The organism is Pseudomonas sp. MWU12-2037 (assembly GCF_023242345.1).
In the GTDB taxonomy this organism is placed as follows: domain Bacteria; phylum Pseudomonadota; class Gammaproteobacteria; order Pseudomonadales; family Pseudomonadaceae; genus Aquipseudomonas; species Aquipseudomonas gingeri_D.
In genome coordinates this window covers 83,234-101,409 of sequence record NZ_JALLIZ010000017.1, presented here as the reverse complement: position 1 = coordinate 101,409, position 18,176 = coordinate 83,234, and the positions used below count along the sequence as shown (strand labels likewise).

16 protein-coding genes are annotated in these 18,176 nt (G+C 59.6%); 6 read left to right on the top strand and 10 right to left on the bottom strand.

The window, feature by feature from the left end:
• The first annotated feature begins 324 nt into the window (after positions 1 to 324).
• Both M5B42_RS25115 and M5B42_RS25110 read left to right on the top strand, forming a co-directional pair.
• Positions 325 to 1,674, top strand: coding sequence for a hypothetical protein (locus M5B42_RS25115; RefSeq protein WP_248747331.1), 1,350 nt, complete (start codon positions 325 to 327; stop codon positions 1,672 to 1,674).
• A gap of 212 nt (positions 1,675 to 1,886) precedes the next feature.
• Complete coding sequence (locus M5B42_RS25110) at positions 1,887 to 2,636, top strand: transporter substrate-binding domain-containing protein (protein ID WP_103496841.1); 750 nt, start codon at positions 1,887 to 1,889, stop codon at positions 2,634 to 2,636.
• Positions 2,637 to 2,737: 101 nt separating this feature from the next.
• On the opposite strand, the gene M5B42_RS25105 is transcribed toward M5B42_RS25110, so the two are convergent.
• Positions 2,738 to 3,103 carry a hypothetical protein gene (locus M5B42_RS25105; RefSeq protein WP_248747330.1) on the bottom strand — a complete coding sequence of 122 codons (366 nt, stop codon included), beginning with the start codon at positions 3,101 to 3,103 and terminating at the stop codon, positions 2,738 to 2,740.
• A 120-nt stretch (positions 3,104 to 3,223) separates the two neighbouring features.
• Here M5B42_RS25105 and M5B42_RS25100 point away from each other — a divergent pair, with 120 nt between their 5' ends.
• Positions 3,224 to 3,433, top strand: a complete 210-nt coding sequence (locus tag M5B42_RS25100; protein WP_103496844.1) for a hypothetical protein — start codon at positions 3,224 to 3,226, stop codon at positions 3,431 to 3,433.
• Positions 3,434 to 3,591: 158 nt separating this feature from the next.
• Here M5B42_RS25100 and M5B42_RS25095 read toward each other — a convergent pair whose 3' ends face one another.
• Complete coding sequence (locus tag M5B42_RS25095) at positions 3,592 to 5,112, bottom strand: aldehyde dehydrogenase family protein (RefSeq protein WP_248747329.1); 1,521 nt, start codon at positions 5,110 to 5,112, stop codon at positions 3,592 to 3,594.
• A gap of 350 nt (positions 5,113 to 5,462) precedes the next feature.
• Here M5B42_RS25095 and M5B42_RS25090 point away from each other — a divergent pair, with 350 nt between their 5' ends.
• Positions 5,463 to 6,128, top strand: coding sequence for a response regulator transcription factor (locus tag M5B42_RS25090; protein WP_103496846.1), 666 nt, complete (start codon positions 5,463 to 5,465; stop codon positions 6,126 to 6,128).
• A gap of 5 nt (positions 6,129 to 6,133) precedes the next feature.
• On the opposite strand, the gene nahK is transcribed toward M5B42_RS25090, so the two are convergent.
• Together nahK and nosP are read right to left on the bottom strand one after the other, a co-directional pair.
• The gene (nahK, locus tag M5B42_RS25085) at positions 6,134 to 8,776 is read right to left on the bottom strand and encodes a hybrid sensor histidine kinase/response regulator NahK/ErcS' (protein ID WP_248747328.1); all 2,643 of its coding nucleotides are present in this window, start codon (positions 8,774 to 8,776) and stop codon (positions 6,134 to 6,136) included.
• Positions 8,706 to 9,869, bottom strand: coding sequence for a nitric oxide-sensing protein NosP (gene nosP / locus M5B42_RS25080; RefSeq protein WP_103496848.1), 1,164 nt, complete (start codon positions 9,867 to 9,869; stop codon positions 8,706 to 8,708). Before nosP ends, nahK begins: the two co-directional genes overlap by 71 nt.
• A 247-nt stretch (positions 9,870 to 10,116) precedes the next feature.
• Here nosP and yiaY point away from each other — a divergent pair, with 247 nt between their 5' ends.
• Positions 10,117 to 11,265 carry an L-threonine dehydrogenase gene (gene yiaY, locus M5B42_RS25075; RefSeq protein ID WP_177104584.1) on the top strand — a complete coding sequence of 383 codons (1,149 nt, stop codon included), beginning with the start codon at positions 10,117 to 10,119 and terminating at the stop codon, positions 11,263 to 11,265.
• A gap of 61 nt (positions 11,266 to 11,326) precedes the next feature.
• Here yiaY and M5B42_RS25070 read toward each other — a convergent pair whose 3' ends face one another.
• From M5B42_RS25070 to M5B42_RS25055, 4 genes are all read right to left on the bottom strand, one after another.
• Positions 11,327 to 12,511, bottom strand: a complete 1,185-nt coding sequence (locus M5B42_RS25070; RefSeq protein ID WP_248747327.1) for a sugar transporter — start codon at positions 12,509 to 12,511, stop codon at positions 11,327 to 11,329.
• A 246-nt stretch (positions 12,512 to 12,757) separates the two neighbouring features.
• On the bottom strand, positions 12,758 to 14,002 hold the full coding sequence (locus tag M5B42_RS25065) for a saccharopine dehydrogenase family protein (protein ID WP_152741949.1): 1,245 nt from the start codon (positions 14,000 to 14,002) through the stop codon (positions 12,758 to 12,760).
• Positions 14,003 to 14,028: 26 nt separating this feature from the next.
• The gene (gene nspC / locus M5B42_RS25060) at positions 14,029 to 15,126 is read right to left on the bottom strand and encodes a carboxynorspermidine decarboxylase (protein WP_248747326.1); all 1,098 of its coding nucleotides are present in this window, start codon (positions 15,124 to 15,126) and stop codon (positions 14,029 to 14,031) included.
• Between the two features lie 227 nt (positions 15,127 to 15,353).
• On the bottom strand, positions 15,354 to 15,917 hold the full coding sequence (locus M5B42_RS25055; RefSeq protein WP_177104586.1) for a TetR/AcrR family transcriptional regulator: 564 nt from the start codon (positions 15,915 to 15,917) through the stop codon (positions 15,354 to 15,356).
• A gap of 150 nt (positions 15,918 to 16,067) precedes the next feature.
• On the opposite strand from M5B42_RS25055, the gene M5B42_RS25050 reads away from it, so the two are divergent.
• Positions 16,068 to 16,838, top strand: a complete 771-nt coding sequence (locus M5B42_RS25050; protein ID WP_248747325.1) for a glutathione S-transferase — start codon at positions 16,068 to 16,070, stop codon at positions 16,836 to 16,838.
• A gap of 152 nt (positions 16,839 to 16,990) precedes the next feature.
• Here M5B42_RS25050 and M5B42_RS25045 read toward each other — a convergent pair whose 3' ends face one another.
• A complete protein-coding gene (locus tag M5B42_RS25045; RefSeq protein WP_248747324.1) occupies positions 16,991 to 17,167 on the bottom strand; it encodes a DUF2474 domain-containing protein in 177 nt (58 codons plus the stop codon).
• A complete protein-coding gene (gene cydB, locus M5B42_RS25040) occupies positions 17,154 to 18,170 on the bottom strand; it encodes a cytochrome d ubiquinol oxidase subunit II (protein WP_103498911.1) in 1,017 nt (338 codons plus the stop codon). The genes M5B42_RS25045 and cydB overlap by 14 nt, the downstream gene beginning before the upstream one ends.
• Positions 18,171 to 18,176 lie beyond the last annotated feature (6 nt).

The following is an 18,176-nucleotide window of genomic DNA, read 5'->3' as shown; positions in this document are numbered from 1 at the left end:
ACTTTCCTGAAAATGACCTACACCTGATAGCAAGGAAGAACGGCCAGCGATCGACAGGAGTCGATAGTCAGAATCCCCCGCCCTCCCTGCGCACACTCCGTTTCCTCTCTGTTGATCATTCCTGGCAAATCGTTGGGGATTGAACTCAGTCGTCCGGCACCGCCGAGGAGGTAGACCACCCATACCCGATACCCCGTTTCACCCGTGAAGCCGTCTCGGCGATCAAACCGAGACCTTGACCAAAAATAAATAAAAGGAAGCCCCCGCATTGGCAGGCATAAGCCCAAGCGATGCCAGGCGTTTTCCCTATCAAGGAGATGATTGATGACCCAACCCCTAGGAAAGCTCACAGCCTTCGCGGTGGCGGCCGCGTTGTTCAGCGTCGCCGCCCAGGCCGGTACCTACCCTGACTATGGCTACGCGCCACCCGACACCTATACCGGCGCCAAATTCGTGCTCAGCCAGAGTTATCCCACCACACCGCCCAAAGGCCCGCTGCCGGAGTTCTTCAAGAAGCTGCCGACCAAGCAGGACAACAATTTTGAAACCTGGCGTGCCTACATGGACGCCGTGAAAAACTACTGCCTGGAAGGTAACGTCGACGTCAATTGGGACGTTCAGAAAAACAAGGTTCGCCAGTGGTACCACATGCCGTGGCAGCACTATGGCCCGCTGGGGCGCGAGGGCATCCATGGCTTGACCAAGGAAGCGCAGATCCAGGCCCAGCAACTGGCGTCCACGCAAACCGCCACCGGCCAGACTTACGCCGTGGGCATTTACAACGACATCGGCGCCTACACCATCGGCAAGGTCTGGAAAGACCCACAGAACCCTGATCCGAGCTACACCTCGCAGCCCAACAGCTTCCCCAACGGTACGGTCGTGTGCAAGGCCCTGTTTGCCGACATCGACCGCAACACCGTGCCGTTCCTGGTCAACCCGGTGTTGTGGCAGGGCTATATCACCGACACCTTCACCTCCGCCAATCGCGTGGTGAAGGATGTCGCCCTGATCCAGATGGACATCGCCGTACGTGACACCCGCATGAAGGAGACCGGCTGGATCTTCGGCACCTTCCAGTACAACGGCGCCAAGACCGGCAAGGCTGGCTGGGACAACCTGGTGCCGGTGGGGATCATCTGGGGCAACGATCCGAAAGAAACCGGCAATGACTTCACCAACCCGAAACCGACCGTCACCAAGATCAACCCGGAGCTGCAACAGACCGCCATCAACGCCAACACCCAGGAGCTGCCGCCGACCCACCTGGGCTGGAACGGGCGCCTCAACGGTCCGGTGGACAATCCCAACAGCTCCTGCCAGAGCTGCCATATGACGGCCGAGGCGCCGCAAGTGGCGATCATGAATCCACTGTTCCAGAAAGATCCGCCACCGGTGGGTTCGCCTGACTGGATGAGATGGTTCCAGAACATTCCGGCAGGCCATCCGTTCACCCCGGGTACCAAGAGCACGGATTTCAGCCTGCAGATGTCGGGCAGTCTGGTGAACTTCTACCAGTGGAAGTGTGACATGGGCGGGATCTACGAAAACGGCATCAACGCTTGCGCGAAAACCGCCGGCCTGAAGTTGAAGATGCTGAAGTCTGGCAATGGCGCACCGCAGCCACTGCAACGCGTGATCCGCGACCCAAGCCTGGAACAATTGCTCGAGTAACAGGCGACAACCTCCGGGCACTGGGTGCCCGGAGGCTGACTCATGCCACTGGCTGCGACGCCTATGCTCAGCCAGGACAAGCTTCAGCGAAAACCTGAACCACCTTTTACGACACTGCCTCAGACGTCAGACAGGTGTCAGGGTCTATACTGATTTTGCCCCTTTAATCAGGAGCCAGCCTTGATCACCGTGTAGTCAACCAGGCAGAACACGTGAAGTCTTCGACACTTGCTGTAGCGCTGCTCTGTCTATTGCTCGGCGCTCCCGCCAGGGCCGAGTCCTATCTGGTCGTTACCGAGGAGTGGGCACCGTACAACTATCAGGAGAACAATCAGCTCACGGGCATGTCCACGGAGATCGTCCGGGCCATCATGGCGCGGACCGGGGATGACTTCGAGATGGTGCTGCTGCCCAGTATGCGCAGCATCCACGCATTGAATACCCGCCCCAAGACCATCCTGTATTCCCTGTTCCGCACGGCAAAGCGCGATCCCTTATACAAGTGGGTCGGACCTATCGTGGAGGAGTCCATTTACCCCTATCAGTTAGCCAATGCGCAGCAGCCGGTGAATTCCCTGGAACAGCTACTACGCGCGCCACAGATCACGACGAGACAGGCCGGCCTGATACCCGAGGTTCTGCAGTCGCGGGGCTTCAACAACCTCGCAAAAGTTGCAATCGAGAGCCGGCAGCTCTATCGCATGCTGCTCGCCGGACGCACTGACATCATCGTCGGTGACACCGCCGCGGGGGTGGCTTACTACAGCCGCGAGTTGAACATCGCCCCCGGCACGCTGCGGCAGATTCCCATCGAGCTTTATCGCTCATCGCTGTACATTGCCTTCAGCCGCGACAGTGACGACAAACGGGTAGCCGCCTGGGCCGACGCCCTGGAGCAACTGCGCCAGTCAGGTGAGTTGAAGCGCATCCAGGATCGGTACAGCCAACCCATCGGGCAATGAAAGCGTGGAACCCGCGCAAGTTTTTAGAATGGCAGGATGAGCACATCCGTAACGCTCGGTTCTCCCCGAATACAAGGACTGTTAATGGTTAAGCGTGACGACTACGCGACAAGCTCGATGTAGCTGGACTCCCCACCGCCAGTCGCGCCCGACAACCAACCCCATACGAAAGCCAGAGTGGTACGCCCTGCGTGATCAACGCCTACCGTGCCACGGGACCAACCGGCAAGCATCTCGCCCTCCGTGGTCAAGCAATGATAAAGAAGCTCAATGGTATCCGGGCCTGTCACGCGCCCGACTTGATGCCCCATGCGGATCCGGCCGCCTTGGTAGGTGCCCGAAATAGCGTTTCCCTCGACATGGTAATGAAATACCGTGCCTGCACCGGATAGCCCGTGGGCGTTGCCTGCTACCGTAAATCGGCGATCGTTCAAACGCTCGCCGACTTGAGAAAAAAGGGTTTCCATAACTGTCGCGTCCTTTGGTCGAGAGGTTCCATTCCAGCCTTCCCCATGGATAAAACACGTTTCCAGGAGAGATCCTGCCATGGTAAATAAATCAGTCACCCGACAGTTGAAGTTCTGAAAATGCCAAAGACAAAGCCGGCAGCTAGCGCGGCAGCAACGGCTGCTGAGATCGAAAGGTCAATCCAGGCCCTGAACAAAATGGCTGAACGCCTTTGGGGGGATGGCAGGGAGACCGAGGCAAAAGCACTTCTCGATGCCCTGGACGCCTTGAACCGGGCGCTGGACAGGATCCGGATCGGCGAGAGCCGCCGGGTGGTGACGCTCCACTAACAAGCCAGGGACGCACAACGGAAAACAAATCGGCCCTCTATTCGCCCACCAGCCTTCGATTGCTGCGACGAGCCGAGCATGGACAAAACGAACGGCAGGAACGAGGGCATGCCAGGTTCCTGCCATTTCAAGCGTTTGCCGGTAAAAGGCTCAGCGCATCAAAAGAAGCCCAGCGGATTGATGTCGTAGCTGACCAGCAGGTTTTTGGTCTGCTGGTAGTGGTCGAGCATCATTTTGTGGTTTTCACGGCCGACCCCTGATTTCTTGTAGCCACCGAACGCGGCATGCGCCGGGTACAGGTGATAGCAGTTGGTCCACACGCGACCGGCCTTGATCGCCCGCCCCATACGGTAGGCACGGTTGATATCACGGGTCCACAGGCCCGCACCGAGGCCGAACTCGCTGTCGTTGGCAATCGCCAGGGCTTCAGCTTCGTCCTTGAAGGTGGTCACGCCCACCACCGGGCCAAAGATCTCCTCCTGGAACACGCGCATTGTGTTGTTGCCCTTGAGCAGCGTCGGCTGGATGTAGTAGCCGGTGGACAGATCGCCTTCCAGGTGCTCCGCCGCGCCGCCGGTCAAGAGCACCGCCCCCTCCTCCTGAGCAATCTTCAGGTACGAAAGAATCTTGTCGTATTGCTGCTCCGAGGCCTGGGCGCCGACCATGGTCTCGGTGTCCAGAGGATCGCCACGCTTGATCTTGCCGATCTTCTGCATCACGACCGCCATGAACGCGTCGTAGATCGATTCCTGGATCAAGGCACGCGACGGGCAGGTGCAAACCTCGCCCTGGTTGAAAAACGCCAGCACCAGGCCTTCAGCGGCCTTTTCGATAAACTGCGGCTCGGCCTGCATGATGTCTTCGAAGAAGATATTCGGCGACTTGCCACCCAGCTCTACCGTACTGGGAATGATGTTCTCGGCCGCGCACTTCATGATGTGCGCGCCCACCGGCGTGGAGCCGGTGAATGCGATCTTGGCGATACGCTTGCTGGTGGCCAGGGCCTCGCCGGCTTCACGGCCAAAGCCATGGACGATGTTCAAGACACCCGGTGGCAGCAGGTCGTTGATCAGCTCGGCGAAGACCATGATCGACAGCGGCGTTTGTTCGGCCGGTTTCAGCACCACGCAGTTGCCCGCCGCCAGCGCAGGCGCCAGCTTCCAGGCCGCCATCAGCAGTGGGAAGTTCCACGGAATGATTTGCCCCACCACGCCCAGGGGTTCATGGAAATGGTAAGCCGTGGTCAGTTCGTTGATCTCCGCGGCACCGCCTTCCTGGGCACGGATGCAACCGGCGAAATAACGGAAGTGGTCGGCCGCCAGCGGAACGTCGGCATTCAGGGTTTCGCGCACGGCCTTGCCGTTGTCCCAGGTTTCGGTAACGGCCAGCACTTCAAGATGCTGTTCAATGCGGTCGGCAATGTTCAACAGGACCCGCGAGCGATCCTGTGCCGAGGTCTTGCCCCAGGCATCGGCCGCCCCATGGGCGGCGTCCAGCGCGAGTTCGATATCAGCGGCGGTGGAACGGGGGAACTGGGCAATCACGTCACCGTTGATCGGCGAGGTATTGGTGAAGTATTCGCCATGGACCGGCGCGATAAACTCACCGCCGATGTAATTGCCATAGCGCGATTTGAAAGAAACGACAGCGCCTGGGGTTCCGGGGGGTGCGTAAATCATGATTGAGGCCTCTTTGCGGGTCATTGTCTGTGGGTCGCACACGCGATGAACAGATGCTAGAGAGCCTGCGCCGCCAAACGAATACGCCCTTGGCAGGGGTCACCTTGTCATTTAGTCGTAATTGGGCCCTTCTGGAAAACCGCAAACGCGCAACGCTTCGTACTTTAGTAGGGGTTTACCTGACTATCGTCGCATTCACAAAGCAGGGGGAGTGGCATGTAATGCCGCCATTACAAGAAAGGAATCGCCCTTATGCCGCCTACCCAGGACTTCGTACCCTGAGCCCTTTCCCTGAACAACAGAAATGCCCCGCCACCACACCGCAATCAAAAATAAACAGGTGCAAGGCCATGTACAAAATTCTAATTGCCGATGATCACCCGCTGTTTCGTGAAGCCATCGCCAATGTGATCAGCGACGGTTTTCCGGGCTGCGAAGTGATGGAAACCGCCGACCTGGAGAGCGCGCTGGCACTGACTCAGCGCCATGACGACTTCGACCTGATTCTGCTCGACCTGAATATGCCTGGCATGCACGGCCTCAATGGCCTGATCAATCTGCGCAACGAGGCGCCCACCATCCCGGTGGTGATCGTGTCCGCCGAACAAGACAAGCAGATTGTGCTGCAAGCCATCATGTACGGTGCGGTGGGCTTTATTACCAAGTCGTCGCCACGGGCGCAGATGACTGACGCCATCGAGCAGATCCTCAACGGCAATGTCTATCTGCCTCCGGATATCATCCACTCGCCAAAGGCCGATACCCGGCGCAGCATGAACAGCGCCCCCGGCTTTGCGCCTGAGTTACTCCAATCGCTGACCCGCAAGCAATTGCTGGTCCTGGAACGTATGACCAAGGGCGAGTCGAACAAACAGATCGGCTACACCCTGGAAATCGCCGAGACCACGGTCAAGGCGCACGTCTCGGCCATCCTGCGCAAGCTCAACGTGCATAACCGGGTCCAGGCGATTCTCAGCGCCGGGGATATCGATTTCACCGCCTACCTGCGGCGCTGAGTGGGTCAACCCACCGACTCCTTGCCCAGCAGATGACTGATGGCAGTCTTGAGCTTCATCGGCCGCACCGGTTTGTGCATCAAGGTGTGGCCCAGCTCACGCATTTGCAGCTTCAGTTCATTGCTGTAGTTGGCCGTGATCATCAGCGCCGGCAAGGGCAAGCCACGTCGGGCGTTGATCGTGGCCACGACATCGACACCGTTCTGCTCATGGTCCAGGTGATAATCGGCAATCAACAGGTCGGCGTCGCCATGATAGTTGTCCACCTGCCGCGCCAGGTCCTGTTCGCACAGCGCGGTGACCACCTCGCAGCCCCAGCTTTCCAGGAGCGTGCGCATCCCCGCGCAAATCGTCGCATCATTGTCCAGCACCCAGATCCGTGCCCCGCGCAACCTTTCGAGCATGGGCCCCGTCATGGGTAACTGGATCTGTGGCTTGGGCGCGCAGAGGGTCAGCGGCACTTCGACAGCGAACATCGAGCCTTTGCCGGGGGTCGAGCGGACGCTGATCTTATGCCCGAGGATCCCGGCGATTTTTTCGACAATGGCCAACCCGAGACCCAGCCCGCGATCCTGATGGGGCCGTTGCACGTCGCCGCGTTTGAACTCCTGGAAAATTTCCTCCAGTTTGTTCTCGGCAATCCCGATACCGGTATCCCAGACCTCGATGGACAGACAATGGCGATGCCGACGACAACCCAATACCACGCGGCCAGTGGTGGTGTAGCGGATGGCGTTGCTCAGCAGGTTGCGCAGAATCCGCGCGAGCAACTGGATATCGCTGCGCACCAGCGCCGAACACGGCACGAACGCCAGGCGCAAGCCCTCGCTGGCAGCCGCTTGCGCGAACTCGACCGCCAGGTTTTCCAGCAGTTCGCTCAGGGCAAACGGCGCGATATCGGCCTTGATTACCCCGGCATCCAGCTTGGAGATATCCACCAGCGTGCCGAGCAGATTCTCCACGTCTTCCAGCGAATTGCTGACATTACGCACCAGGGTTGCGTTGGCCTCCGGTTCGCGGCGCTCCAACAAGGCACTGGTAAACAGGCGTGCGGCGTTGAGCGGCTGAAGCAGATCATGGCTGACGGCGGCCAGAAACTTGGTTTTCGACAGGTTGGCCTGCTCGGCTTCGAGCTTGGCTTCACGCAGGCGCGACTCGACCCGACTGCGCTCGTCGATCTCGCGCAGCAGCTGGCTGTTCAGGGTGGTCAACTCGGTGGTGCGCTCGCGGACTCGCTGCTCGAGGTTCTGATAAGCCTGGTGCAGCGCTTCGGCGGTACGGCGGCGTTCGGTGATATCGCGGATCAGCACAAAGATGCCGATCACTTCACCATTGGCCAAGCGATTGGGCACATAGGAGCGCAGCATGTAGCGCTCCTGATTGTTGATGTTGATCTCAGGGCATTCGAAGGTCACGCTTTCCCCCGCAAGGGCGCGTTCGACATAGGTTTCCAGGCGCTGGTAATGCTCTTCGCTGTGGACCTCGCGCAGGCTCTGTCCGAGCATCACGCCACGCGGCCAGCAGTACCACTGTTCATAGACCTTGTTGGTGAACTCATAGACCAGGTCGGCGTTCAGGTAGGCAATGAGCGCCGGCACATGGTCGGTGATCAGGCGGATCCAGCGCTCGCTCTCGCTGAGGGCTTCAGCATGCTGGTAGCGTTCGGTGATGTCCGTGAAGGTGTTGACGAAACCGCCGGTGGGTAAGGGATGCGTGCGAATTTCCAGCACCCGGCCATCGTCCAGCCGCTGCTCCCGTTCATGGATCACCCGGCCGTTGGCGTCGCGGCTGTCCGGCGTCAACAGTTCCAGTTCGCTGTCGGCGATGACCTCGGAAAACAGCCTGTGCGCGGCAACCGGCGCCAGCCCGCTCAGCTCCAGGAAACGCCGATTCCACAGTTCCAGGATGCCCTCGGCGTTGACCATCGCGACACCCTGGGACAGGTTGTCGACGGCCCGTTGCAGCAGGTGCGACTTCTGCGCGACGGCTTGCTCGCGGCGCATGGTTTCGCTGAGTTTGACGTCCGTGATGTCGGTAAACAGGATCACCCGGCCACCCTCGCGGGTCGGCCGCTCGCTGACCTGCAGCCAGCGACCATCATTCAGACGGTACAGCAGGTGTGCGCCGGCGCTGTGTCGCGGCTCTTCACTGAACAACCCGGTACTGGCCAGCAACCGCTTGACCTCGGTCAAGCGCATGCCCGCGATGATCCGTACCCGGCTGTTGGCCCAGAACGCCTTGAAGCGACTGTTGAACAGCACGATGCGCTGGTCTTCATCGAACAGCACGAACGCATCGGAAATACTTTCAATGGCATCGACCAGATGTTGATGGGCCGTTTCCGCCCGCAGGCGTGCGTCACTGAGCAGATGATTGCTGGCCTTGAGCTCGGCCATGGCCTGGTTCAACGCATCGGTACGCTCCCTGACCTGTTCGGCCAGGACCACCGAGTGCTGAAAGGCCGCATAGGAATCATTGCCACGGGCGGTCCCGGACTCGACCCGCTCGATCAGCGCCGTATTGATCCGCCGCAGCTTGTGATTGTCCCGCCGCAGTTGTTCGATCTGCTCAAGCAGCTCAGCGGGAGATGGCTGCACGGTTGCGTCCAATGGCGACACCGGTAAAGGTCTGGTTGATATGCATGCCATTGAACTGCTCTCCGTAGGTGTTGAAACCTATCACCCGCTGCTCGCGCAGGAAGGCGCCGATCTGCTGGACACTGCCATCGTCTTCCAGCTCCAGGCGCCGCAGGAAACAATCGCAGCCGATGGTCAGCAACAACGGCCCCAGGCGCTCCCGCAAGCCGTCGAACAGCGTCTGCAGGTTCGGCAGCAAGGGGCCGGGCGTCATCGCCGTGAGCACGATGCCGTTCTCCACCGCACAGTAAAAGCTCAGGCTCAGGTCAGGATTGACCTGTTGAATGGCCCTGACGTAGTACTGATCGTTGATACGAACCGCCAGCGGGTGAGCGGCAAAAACCTGGTGATTGAGTTGTGCCACGGGCACCCCGATGATCTGCGCGTATTCCTCGGCCGCAGGCTCGGCATTGAGTTCGTAGACCCGGCGCATGCCGCTGTCGGCGCGGGTGACCACCAGCTTTTCCGCACGCGGCAGAATGTGGTGCGTGGTGAACACTTCGAAGTCCAACCAGGTATTGACCAACAGCACCACGGCCGCGCCGCTGTGGAATTCGCCGCCGAAGTACACATGGGTATGGGTCAGGTAGTTATCGTCTCCGGCAGAGCCGCCAAAGTGCGGGATATCGCCCAAGGCGGCGCTCAGCGCCGCAAGGACCGTTTCCTCGCGGCTGGACAGGCCGTCGAGCAGTGTCAGGGCAAAACTGTTGCCCTTGATCGGCGCCAGGCTGTTGCTGCGACAGCCGCCGACCAGTCGCTCGACCATTTGCTGGGCGTCGATCAGACTGAAACGTTCCAATTCGTCGATCAGCTCGGCGGCAATGGAGAAATGCCGATGATCAAAACCCACCGCGGTCACACAGCCTCGGCCATAGCCCTGCGGGGTGATTTCCCCGGCGCTGGTACAGCCCACCACGCGAATGCCGCCAAAGCTCTGCTGCAATGCGCTGCCCAGGGCGCGCAAATCGTATTCGACCGAACAAAAGAACAGCACAAACCCCAAGTACGGGTGCAATAGCTGCCGCGCCAGCTCCTGGGCCACCTCTTGCGCCTCGGTTGCCATCGACATCGCGCTGATTATGCCGTCTGTTTGGGTCTGTCCCATGGTCGCCTTCCGCAAAGTGCGCTGTCTGATCCTTCAGTCTACGAAGACTGGACCCGGGTCCGTATCCTACTTCGGTAGGGGGTCCCCCCTGCGATGGGAGGAAGCCGCGTGCCATTACGACCAAAGACCCCCCTTGCGAGGACTAAAGGACCATTTAACCGTTATGCCATCGTTCCTAGGATGAGTGCGTCTTGATGAATGCACCACCGGCCGTTCGGGCCAATAATCACAATAACGAGGGCTAGTCATGAGCAGCACGTTCTTCATTCCGTCCGTAAACATGATGGGCATCGGCAGTCTCGATGAAGCCATGGTCGCCATTCGCAAATATGGTTTGCGTCACGCCCTGATCGTCACCGACGCCGGGCTGGCAAAAGCAGGGGTCGCGGACAAGGTCGCCAAACTGCTGGCGGCGCAGGACATCCAGGCGACCCTATTCGATGGGGCCAAGCCGAACCCGACCGTCAGTAACGTCGAAAACGGTCTGGAGCGACTCAAGCTCAGCGGCGCCGACTTCATTATCTCCCTCGGCGGCGGCTCGCCCCATGACTGCGCCAAGGGCATCGCCTTGTGTGCGACCAATGGCGGGCATATCAGTGACTACGAAGGCGTCGATCAGTCCGCCAAGCCACAAATGCCACTGGTTGCCATCAATACCACGGCGGGCACCGCCAGCGAGATGACCCGCTTTTGCATCATCACCGACGAAACCCGCCACGTGAAAATGGCCATCGTCGACCGTAACGTGACGCCACTGCTGTCGGTCAACGATCCCTCATTGATGGCCGCCATGCCCAAAGGCCTGACCGCCGCCACCGGCATGGACGCGTTGACCCACGCTATCGAAGCCTATGTTTCCACCGCGGCCACGCCGATCACCGATGCCTGCGCGCTCAAGGCCGTGGAGCTGATCTCCGCCAACCTGCGCAATGCGGTCGCCAACGGCGGCGACATGCAGGCGCGGGAGAATATGGCCTACGCGCAGTTCCTGGCCGGGATGGCGTTCAACAACGCCTCCCTGGGCTACGTGCACGCCATGGCCCACCAACTGGGTGGCTTCTATGACCTGCCCCACGGTGTCTGCAACGCGATATTGCTGCCCCACGTCGAGAGCTTCAACGCCAGCGTTTCCCAGGCTCGCCTGACGGACGTCGCCAGGGCGATGGGGATCGATACCCAGCATCTTGACCACGAGCAAGGTGCGGTCGCGGCCATTGCCGGCATCCGTAAATTGTCTTTGGACGTTGGCATTCCAGGCGGCCTGACTGAATTGGGGGTCAAGGTGGAGGACATTCCAACATTGGCGGCCAATGCCATGAAAGACGCCTGCGGTTTCACCAATCCGCGGACGGCGGAACAGGCGCAAATCGAAGAGATTTTCCACGCCGCGATGTAATTGCCACACGCTGAGCGCCAGGAACCTGACCGGGCTCCTGGCGCTCAGGTTCGATCAGGACTCAGCGCCCCGCCCCTGCCCGGCCAGCGCGATAAATCGAGAGACCGTAGAACGCCAGCGCCAGGCCTGCTAACACGCCCCCCACCACACCGATATAGGCAAACCCGAGTTGCCGCCCCACCCAACTGCCCACCAGTGCCCCGCCACCGATCCCGATGTTGTAGATCCCCGAGAACAGGGCCATCGCCACATCGGTTGCGTCCGGCGCCAGCACCAGCACCTTCGATTGCAGCGACAGCCCGAAGCACATGATCGCCATGCCCCAGAACACGCTGAGTACCCCCAGCGTCGAAACCTCGCCACTCAACGGCAACAGCAATGCCAGGCACAGCACCAGCAACGCAGTGGCCGCCAGCAGAAAGCGCTGTGGGTGCTGCCGATTGAATCGACTGAACAGCAGCGAGCCGAAAATCCCCGCGCCACCGAACAGCAGCAGGATCAGGGTCACCACCTCGCCACTCATGCCGGCCACGGTTTTGATGAACGGTTCGATATAGCTATAGGCCGTGAACTGAGCCGTGATCACCGTCGCCGTCAGGCCGTAGACCGCCACCAGTGCGGGGCGTTTGAACAGTATGGGCAGGCTTCTCAGGGAGCCCGAGTTCTGGCTCGGCAGCAACGGCAGGCTTCTGCCCAGCCAGAGCACCAGGGCGCCGGCCATCAACGCAATCACCAGAAAGGTGGTGCGCCAGCCCATGGCTTCGCCGAGCAGACGGCCCAGCGGAATCCCCAGCACCAAGGCCATGGATGTCCCGGTCGCCAGCAGGCCCAGCGCCTGCACCTGCTTGCCCTTCGGCGCCACCCGCACCGCGAGGGACGCGGTGATGGACCAGAACAGCGCATGGGACAAGGCGATGCCGATCCGACTCACCAGCAGGACACCAAAGCTTGCGGCCAGGCTGGACAGCACATGGCTGACAATAAACAGGCCGAACAGCACCATCAGCAGTTTGCGTCGTTCGACGTTGCGGGTGAGCAGCATCACCGGCAGCGAGGTCAGGGACACCACCCAGGCATAGATCGTCAGCATCAGCCCGACCTGCGCGCTCGACAGGTCGAAGCTGTCGCCGATGGCACTCAACAGGCCGACCGGCACGAATTCGGTGGTGTTGAAGACAAAGGCGGCCAACGCCAGCGCAATGACCGGTTGCCAGTTGTCGGTGTTTTCTGTGGTGGGGCTACTCATTTAAAAATCCGTCATACGCTATCGAAGAGCCACTGGCTGGTGGCTCAAGGGCCGGGCAGCCAAAAGAAAAGCCGGTCGAGGTGAAATGGGTGGCTGACACGATGCAAGTATCGCTCCTTGGAGGGGATTCATCGCTGAAAGTTGCTGGCCTTGTCGAGCGTGCTTACCCACAAATAAAAACGCCGCTCAAAGAGCGGCGTTCTTGCGCATGGAACGGGGAACGAGACTCACACTAGCGTGGAGGTCTCAGGCCTTGCCGTTCCAGGGGCGGTCTCCGTGTTCGTCCTTGATGCGGGTCGGCAGGCCCATCACGTCCAGTGCCTTGAGGAACGGCTCAGCCGGCAGCTCCTCGACGTTGGCCATGCGTTGCACGTCCCACTCGCCGCGAGCGACCAGCAAGGCGGCCGCCACCGGTGGCACGCCCGCGGTATAGGAAATGCCCTGGCTGTCGGTTTCGGCGTAGGCTTGCTCGTGGTCCGCCACGTTGTAGATAAACACCTCACGCGGCTGGCCGTCCTTGGTGCCCTTGACCAGGTCACCAATGCAGGTCTTGCCGGTATAGCCGGGTGCCAGCGAGCTTGGATCAGGGAGCACGGCCTTGACCACTTTCAGCGGCACCACTTCCAGGCCTTCGGCGGTCTTGACCGGTTGCTCGGAGAGCAGGCCAAGGTTCCTGAGCACCGTGAACACATTGATGTAGTGCTCGCCAAAGCTCATCCAGAAACGCACATTGGGCACGCCGAGATTCTTCGACAGCGAGTGCACTTCATCGTGGCCGGTCAGGTACAGGTTCTGCGCCCCGACCACTGGCAGATCGTCAGTGCGCTTGACTTCGAACATGGTGTTGCTGGTCCACTGGCTGTTCTGCCAGCTCCACACCTGCCCGGTGAATTCGCGGAAATTGATTTCCGGATCGAAATTGGTGGCGAAATACTTGCCATGGGAACCGGCATTGACGTCAAGGATGTCGATCGAGTCAATGCTGTCAAAATACTGTTGCTGCGCCAATGCGGCATAGGCATTGACCACACCCGGATCGAAGCCCACACCGAGAATGGCAGTGATGTTCTTCTGCTTGCATTCCTCGAGGTGCTTCCACTCGTAGTTGCCATACCAGGGCGGCGTCTCGCAGACTTTGCCCGGCTCTTCATGAATGGCGGTGTCCAGATAGGCCACGCCGGTATCGATGCAGGCACGCAGCACCGACATGTTCAGGAAGGACGAACCGACGTTGATGACGATCTGCGATTCGGTTTCGCGGATCAGTGCCTTCGTCGCTTCGACATCCAGGGCGTTCAACGAGAAGGCCTGGATATCGGCGGGCACCTTGAGGCTGCCCTTGGCTTTGACGCTGTCGATGATGGCCTGGCATTTGGAGATGTTGCGCGACGCGATAGCAATACGACCGAGTTCGTCGTTGTGCTGCGCGCACTTGTGGGCCACCACCTTGGCGACACCTCCTGCACCAATGATAAGTACGTTCTTCTTCAATTATCTATTTCTCTTTATCTGCCAGCTTAGGAAAGGCTGGACATGTAGTCGTTGTAACCAAACTCACGAACCACCTCGACACTTCCGTCGAGTTGCTTCACCACGATGGACGGCATTTTCAGGCCGTTGAACCAATTTTTCTTGACCATTGTGTAACCTGCTGCGTCAACAAACGACAGCCGATCGCCGATGGTCAGTGGGCGATCAAATTGATACTCGCCGAAAATGTCTCCGGCTAGGCAGGATTTGCCGCACACCATGAACGTGTGTTCGCCCGCGCTAGGGGCCAGCTTGGCATTCAGGCGATAGATCAGCAGATCGAGCATGTGCGCTTCGATGGAGCTGTCCACGACCGCCAGGTGCTTGCCGTTGTAGAGGGTGTCGAGCACGGTGACTTCCAGCGAGGCGCTCTGGGTGATGGCCGCTTCGCCCGGTTCCAGGTAAACCTGCACGGCGTATTTTTCCGAGAAGGCCTTGAGGCGCGCGCAAAAGGCGTCCAGCGCGTAGCCTTCACCGGTGAAATGGATACCGCCGCCGAGGCTGACCCACTCGACCTTGTGCAACAGATGGCCAAAGCGCTCTTCGATGGTGCACAGCATCTGGTCGAACAGGTTGAAGTCGCCGTTTTCGCAGTTGTTGTGGAACATGAAGCCGGAGATCTGCTCGATGACCTGCTCGATCTTGGCCGGGTCCCACTCGCCCAGGCGGCTGAATGGCCGCGCCGGGTCGGCCAGCAGGTAATCCGAGCTGCTCACCTGCGGGTTGACCCGCAGACCGCGGACCTTGCCGGCGCAGGCTTCGGTGTAGCGCTGCAACTGGCTGATGGAGTTGAAGATGATCTTGTCGCAGTTTTCGAGCATCTCCTCGATTTCGTCATCGGCCCAGGCCACGCTGTAGGCGTGGGTCTCGCCGGCGAACTTCTGCCGACCGAGCTTGAGCTCGTAGAGCGAGGACGAGGTGGTGCCGTCCATGTATTGCTGCATCAGGTCAAACACCGACCAGGTGGCAAAGCACTTGAGTGCCAGCAGGGCCTTGGCCCCGGACTGTTCGCGCACGTAAGCGATCTTCTGCAGGTTCACCAGCAGCTTTTGTTTGTCGATGAGGTAGTACGGCGTCTTGATCATTTCAAGGCCTCCGACATGGCCAGTCAAAAAAGGATGCGCATTGTGCCTTCACTGACTACAGATCGAAAGAGCAGAAAGCTCAAGTTGCTGAGTTGGGCTGAACTGGACCTAGGGGCTGCCTGAAAATTCCTATACTGACAGTGGGGCTGGATTTGTAGTCCCTTTCCCTGCTCCGCACCTCTGCCATGGGCGCTCCGGTCGCCAACCGTCCTGACGCGCCAAGCCTGTTATGTCGGAATGAGCCCCGCCTCCCGGTAGCTCTGAACCAGTTCGTCGAATAAACCGATATCCACGCGCGTTCGGGCAATCAATTGAGCGCCAGCAACCGCGGTGTAAATGGCCCGGGCACGCCGCTCGCACACTTCAACGCCTGCGAGGCCGGTATCAGAGAGTACTTTCGCCAGCCACGCCACATTGATGTCGGCAAACGCCAGCACTTCACGCTTCACTTCCTCGGGCAGGTCCTGGTATTCCGCGGCCATGAAGCTGGACAGACACAGCCTGTTTCCGCCCTCGAGTGAGCTTCGGAAGATCGTCGGGTACACCTGCAGGCAGCTGATCGGCTCAGGGTTTGCCCCGCGTATGGCCTCCAGAACACTGGCGGTGTCTTCCCAGTAGCGTCTGGCGACGGCAGCGCCGAGGTCGGCCTTGCTCGAGAAATGGTAATAGATGCTCGCGTTCTTGATCCCCACTGCATCAGCGATGGTTCGGAAATTGATCCCACTGTAGCCGTGGATCTGAGCCGCTCCCTTGGCCGCTTCCAATATGGCTTCCCGGGCGTTTTCGCTCACGTTTTCATTCCTCGATGCTTTGATTCATGGGGTCATTGAGCCCGATGTTACTCGCACACGTCGCTACCTGCCAACTGGCAGGTAGTTGTTGACAACGCAGAACCAAGCGCTCAACCTCTACCTACCATTTGACAGGCAGGTAGATAAATCATGACTTTCCAGCAACCGCACGACGTGTCCGAATCCCCAACGATGAAAATCTACGACTGGTACAACGGCCCCTACCCGGCGCGTGTCCGTATCGCGTTAGCCGAAAAAGGACTGCTGTCCCGGATCGAGTTTGTACCGGTCAATCTATGGGCAGGCGAGCACAAGAAACCCGAGTTCCTGGCCCTCAATTACTCGGGAACACTGCCCGTCCTGGAGCTGGGCGACGGCATGCTCATTGCCGAGTGCACCGCCATCACCCAGTACCTTGATGCACTGGAAGGCGCCCCTACGCTCACGGGTAAAACCCCCACCGAGAAAGGCCTCATCCATATGATGACCAAGCGTGCGGAAATCGAATTTCTAGACGCTGTCAGTGTGTATTTCCATCACGCAACGCCCGGGCTTGGGCCGGACGTCGAGCTGTCTCAGAACCCTGAATGGGGTGAGCGGATGCGGGACAAGGCAGTCAGGGGGATGCACTATTTCAACAGTGTCCTGAAAGGTCAGCCTTTTGTTGCAGGTAATGAATTCTCGATGGCCGATATTGCGCTGCTGGGCGGCATGATTTTCGCCTCGTTGGTGAAACTGCCGATACCTGATGAATGTGAAGCATTGGCCGCCTGGCAGGCCAGGATGCACGAGCGATCGAGCGTGCAGCAATGGCGCGCGATGGTGAAACGAGGATCGGGCACCGCCCGGGCAACCCAGTTCGACCACGCCACTGGCACGCCGCCGAAAGCCATGCCCCAGAGGACCAACAGCAACGCCTGACACGGCACAGAAGCAGGCAGCAGCACCAAGGCCAATAGGCGGCCTTCAGCTGTGCCTTCAAGCGCATCACCGGCCAGCCGGCAAGTGGTTCGTTCCAGCGCCTCCTGAAATTCCCGGCGCGAAAAATCGCGCCGGGGCCTCGCGGCCTGAAATCAGTGACTGGTCATTCCGGCCATGTGCATCATGAATCGGAACAGGCCGGCCACCACGCCCAGTGCAATCACGCTGCCGAACCAAATGGAGATCAGCCAAAGCACCTGCCGATACCAAGGGGTGGCTTCGTTTTGTGCAGCCGACACTTCAGTGTTTTCGCTATCAATGGTAGCCATCGCCTATCCTCACTTTTCCGCGGAACACGTAATAGCTCCAGCAGGTGTACATCAAGATGATCGGCAGGATGAACAACGTGCCGATCAAGATGAACAACTGGCTTGTAGGGGGCGAAGCCGCCTCCCACAGGCTGATGGACGGTGGAACGATGTTCGGCCAGATACTGAACGCCAATCCGATATAACCCAGGAACACCAGCGCCAGGGTGCACACAAAGGGCCAATGGGAATGATACTGGCGTAACGCGCGCAGCAACCCGAACAGCGCCAGCACACCCAGGACCAACAACCCGCCAAACACCACGATGTGCGCGTGGGTAAACCAGCGTGTCGCAATCTCGGGATGCAGCCATGGCGTCCATACGCAGAGCACCGCGACGACTGCCGTCAGCACAAACGCCAGCGGCCGGGTGTAGTGGCGCATACGTGACTCCAGCATGCCTTCGGTCTTGACCAGCAACCAGGTACTGCCGAGCAACGCATAAGCGACAATCAAACCAACCCCACAGAACAACGGGAACGGTGCCAGCCAATCCAGGGTGCCACCGGCAAACTGCCGATTGACGACCGCAATACCTGCGATGTACGCGCCGATCACGATGCCTTGGCAAAACGTCGCCAGCAGTGAGCCGCCGATAAAGGCCAGGTCCCAGATATGACGCTTTTCAGGACTGGCCTTGAAGCGGAACTCAAACGCCACGCCGCGGAAGATCAACCCGGCCAGCATGAACATCAGCGGCAGGTACAACGCCTCCAGAATCACCGAGTAAGCCAGTGGAAACGCACCGTAAAGCGCTGCCCCACCGAGGATCAGCCAGGTTTCATTGCCGTCCCATACTGGCGCGACGGTGTTCATCATCACATCGCGCTCCTGCGCATCGGGGATCAGCGGAAACAGGATGCCCACCCCCAGGTCGAACCCGTCCATGATCACGTACATCATCACCCCGAAGGCAATGATGACGCCCCAGATCAACGACAAATCGATGCCTTGAATACCCATGTTCAA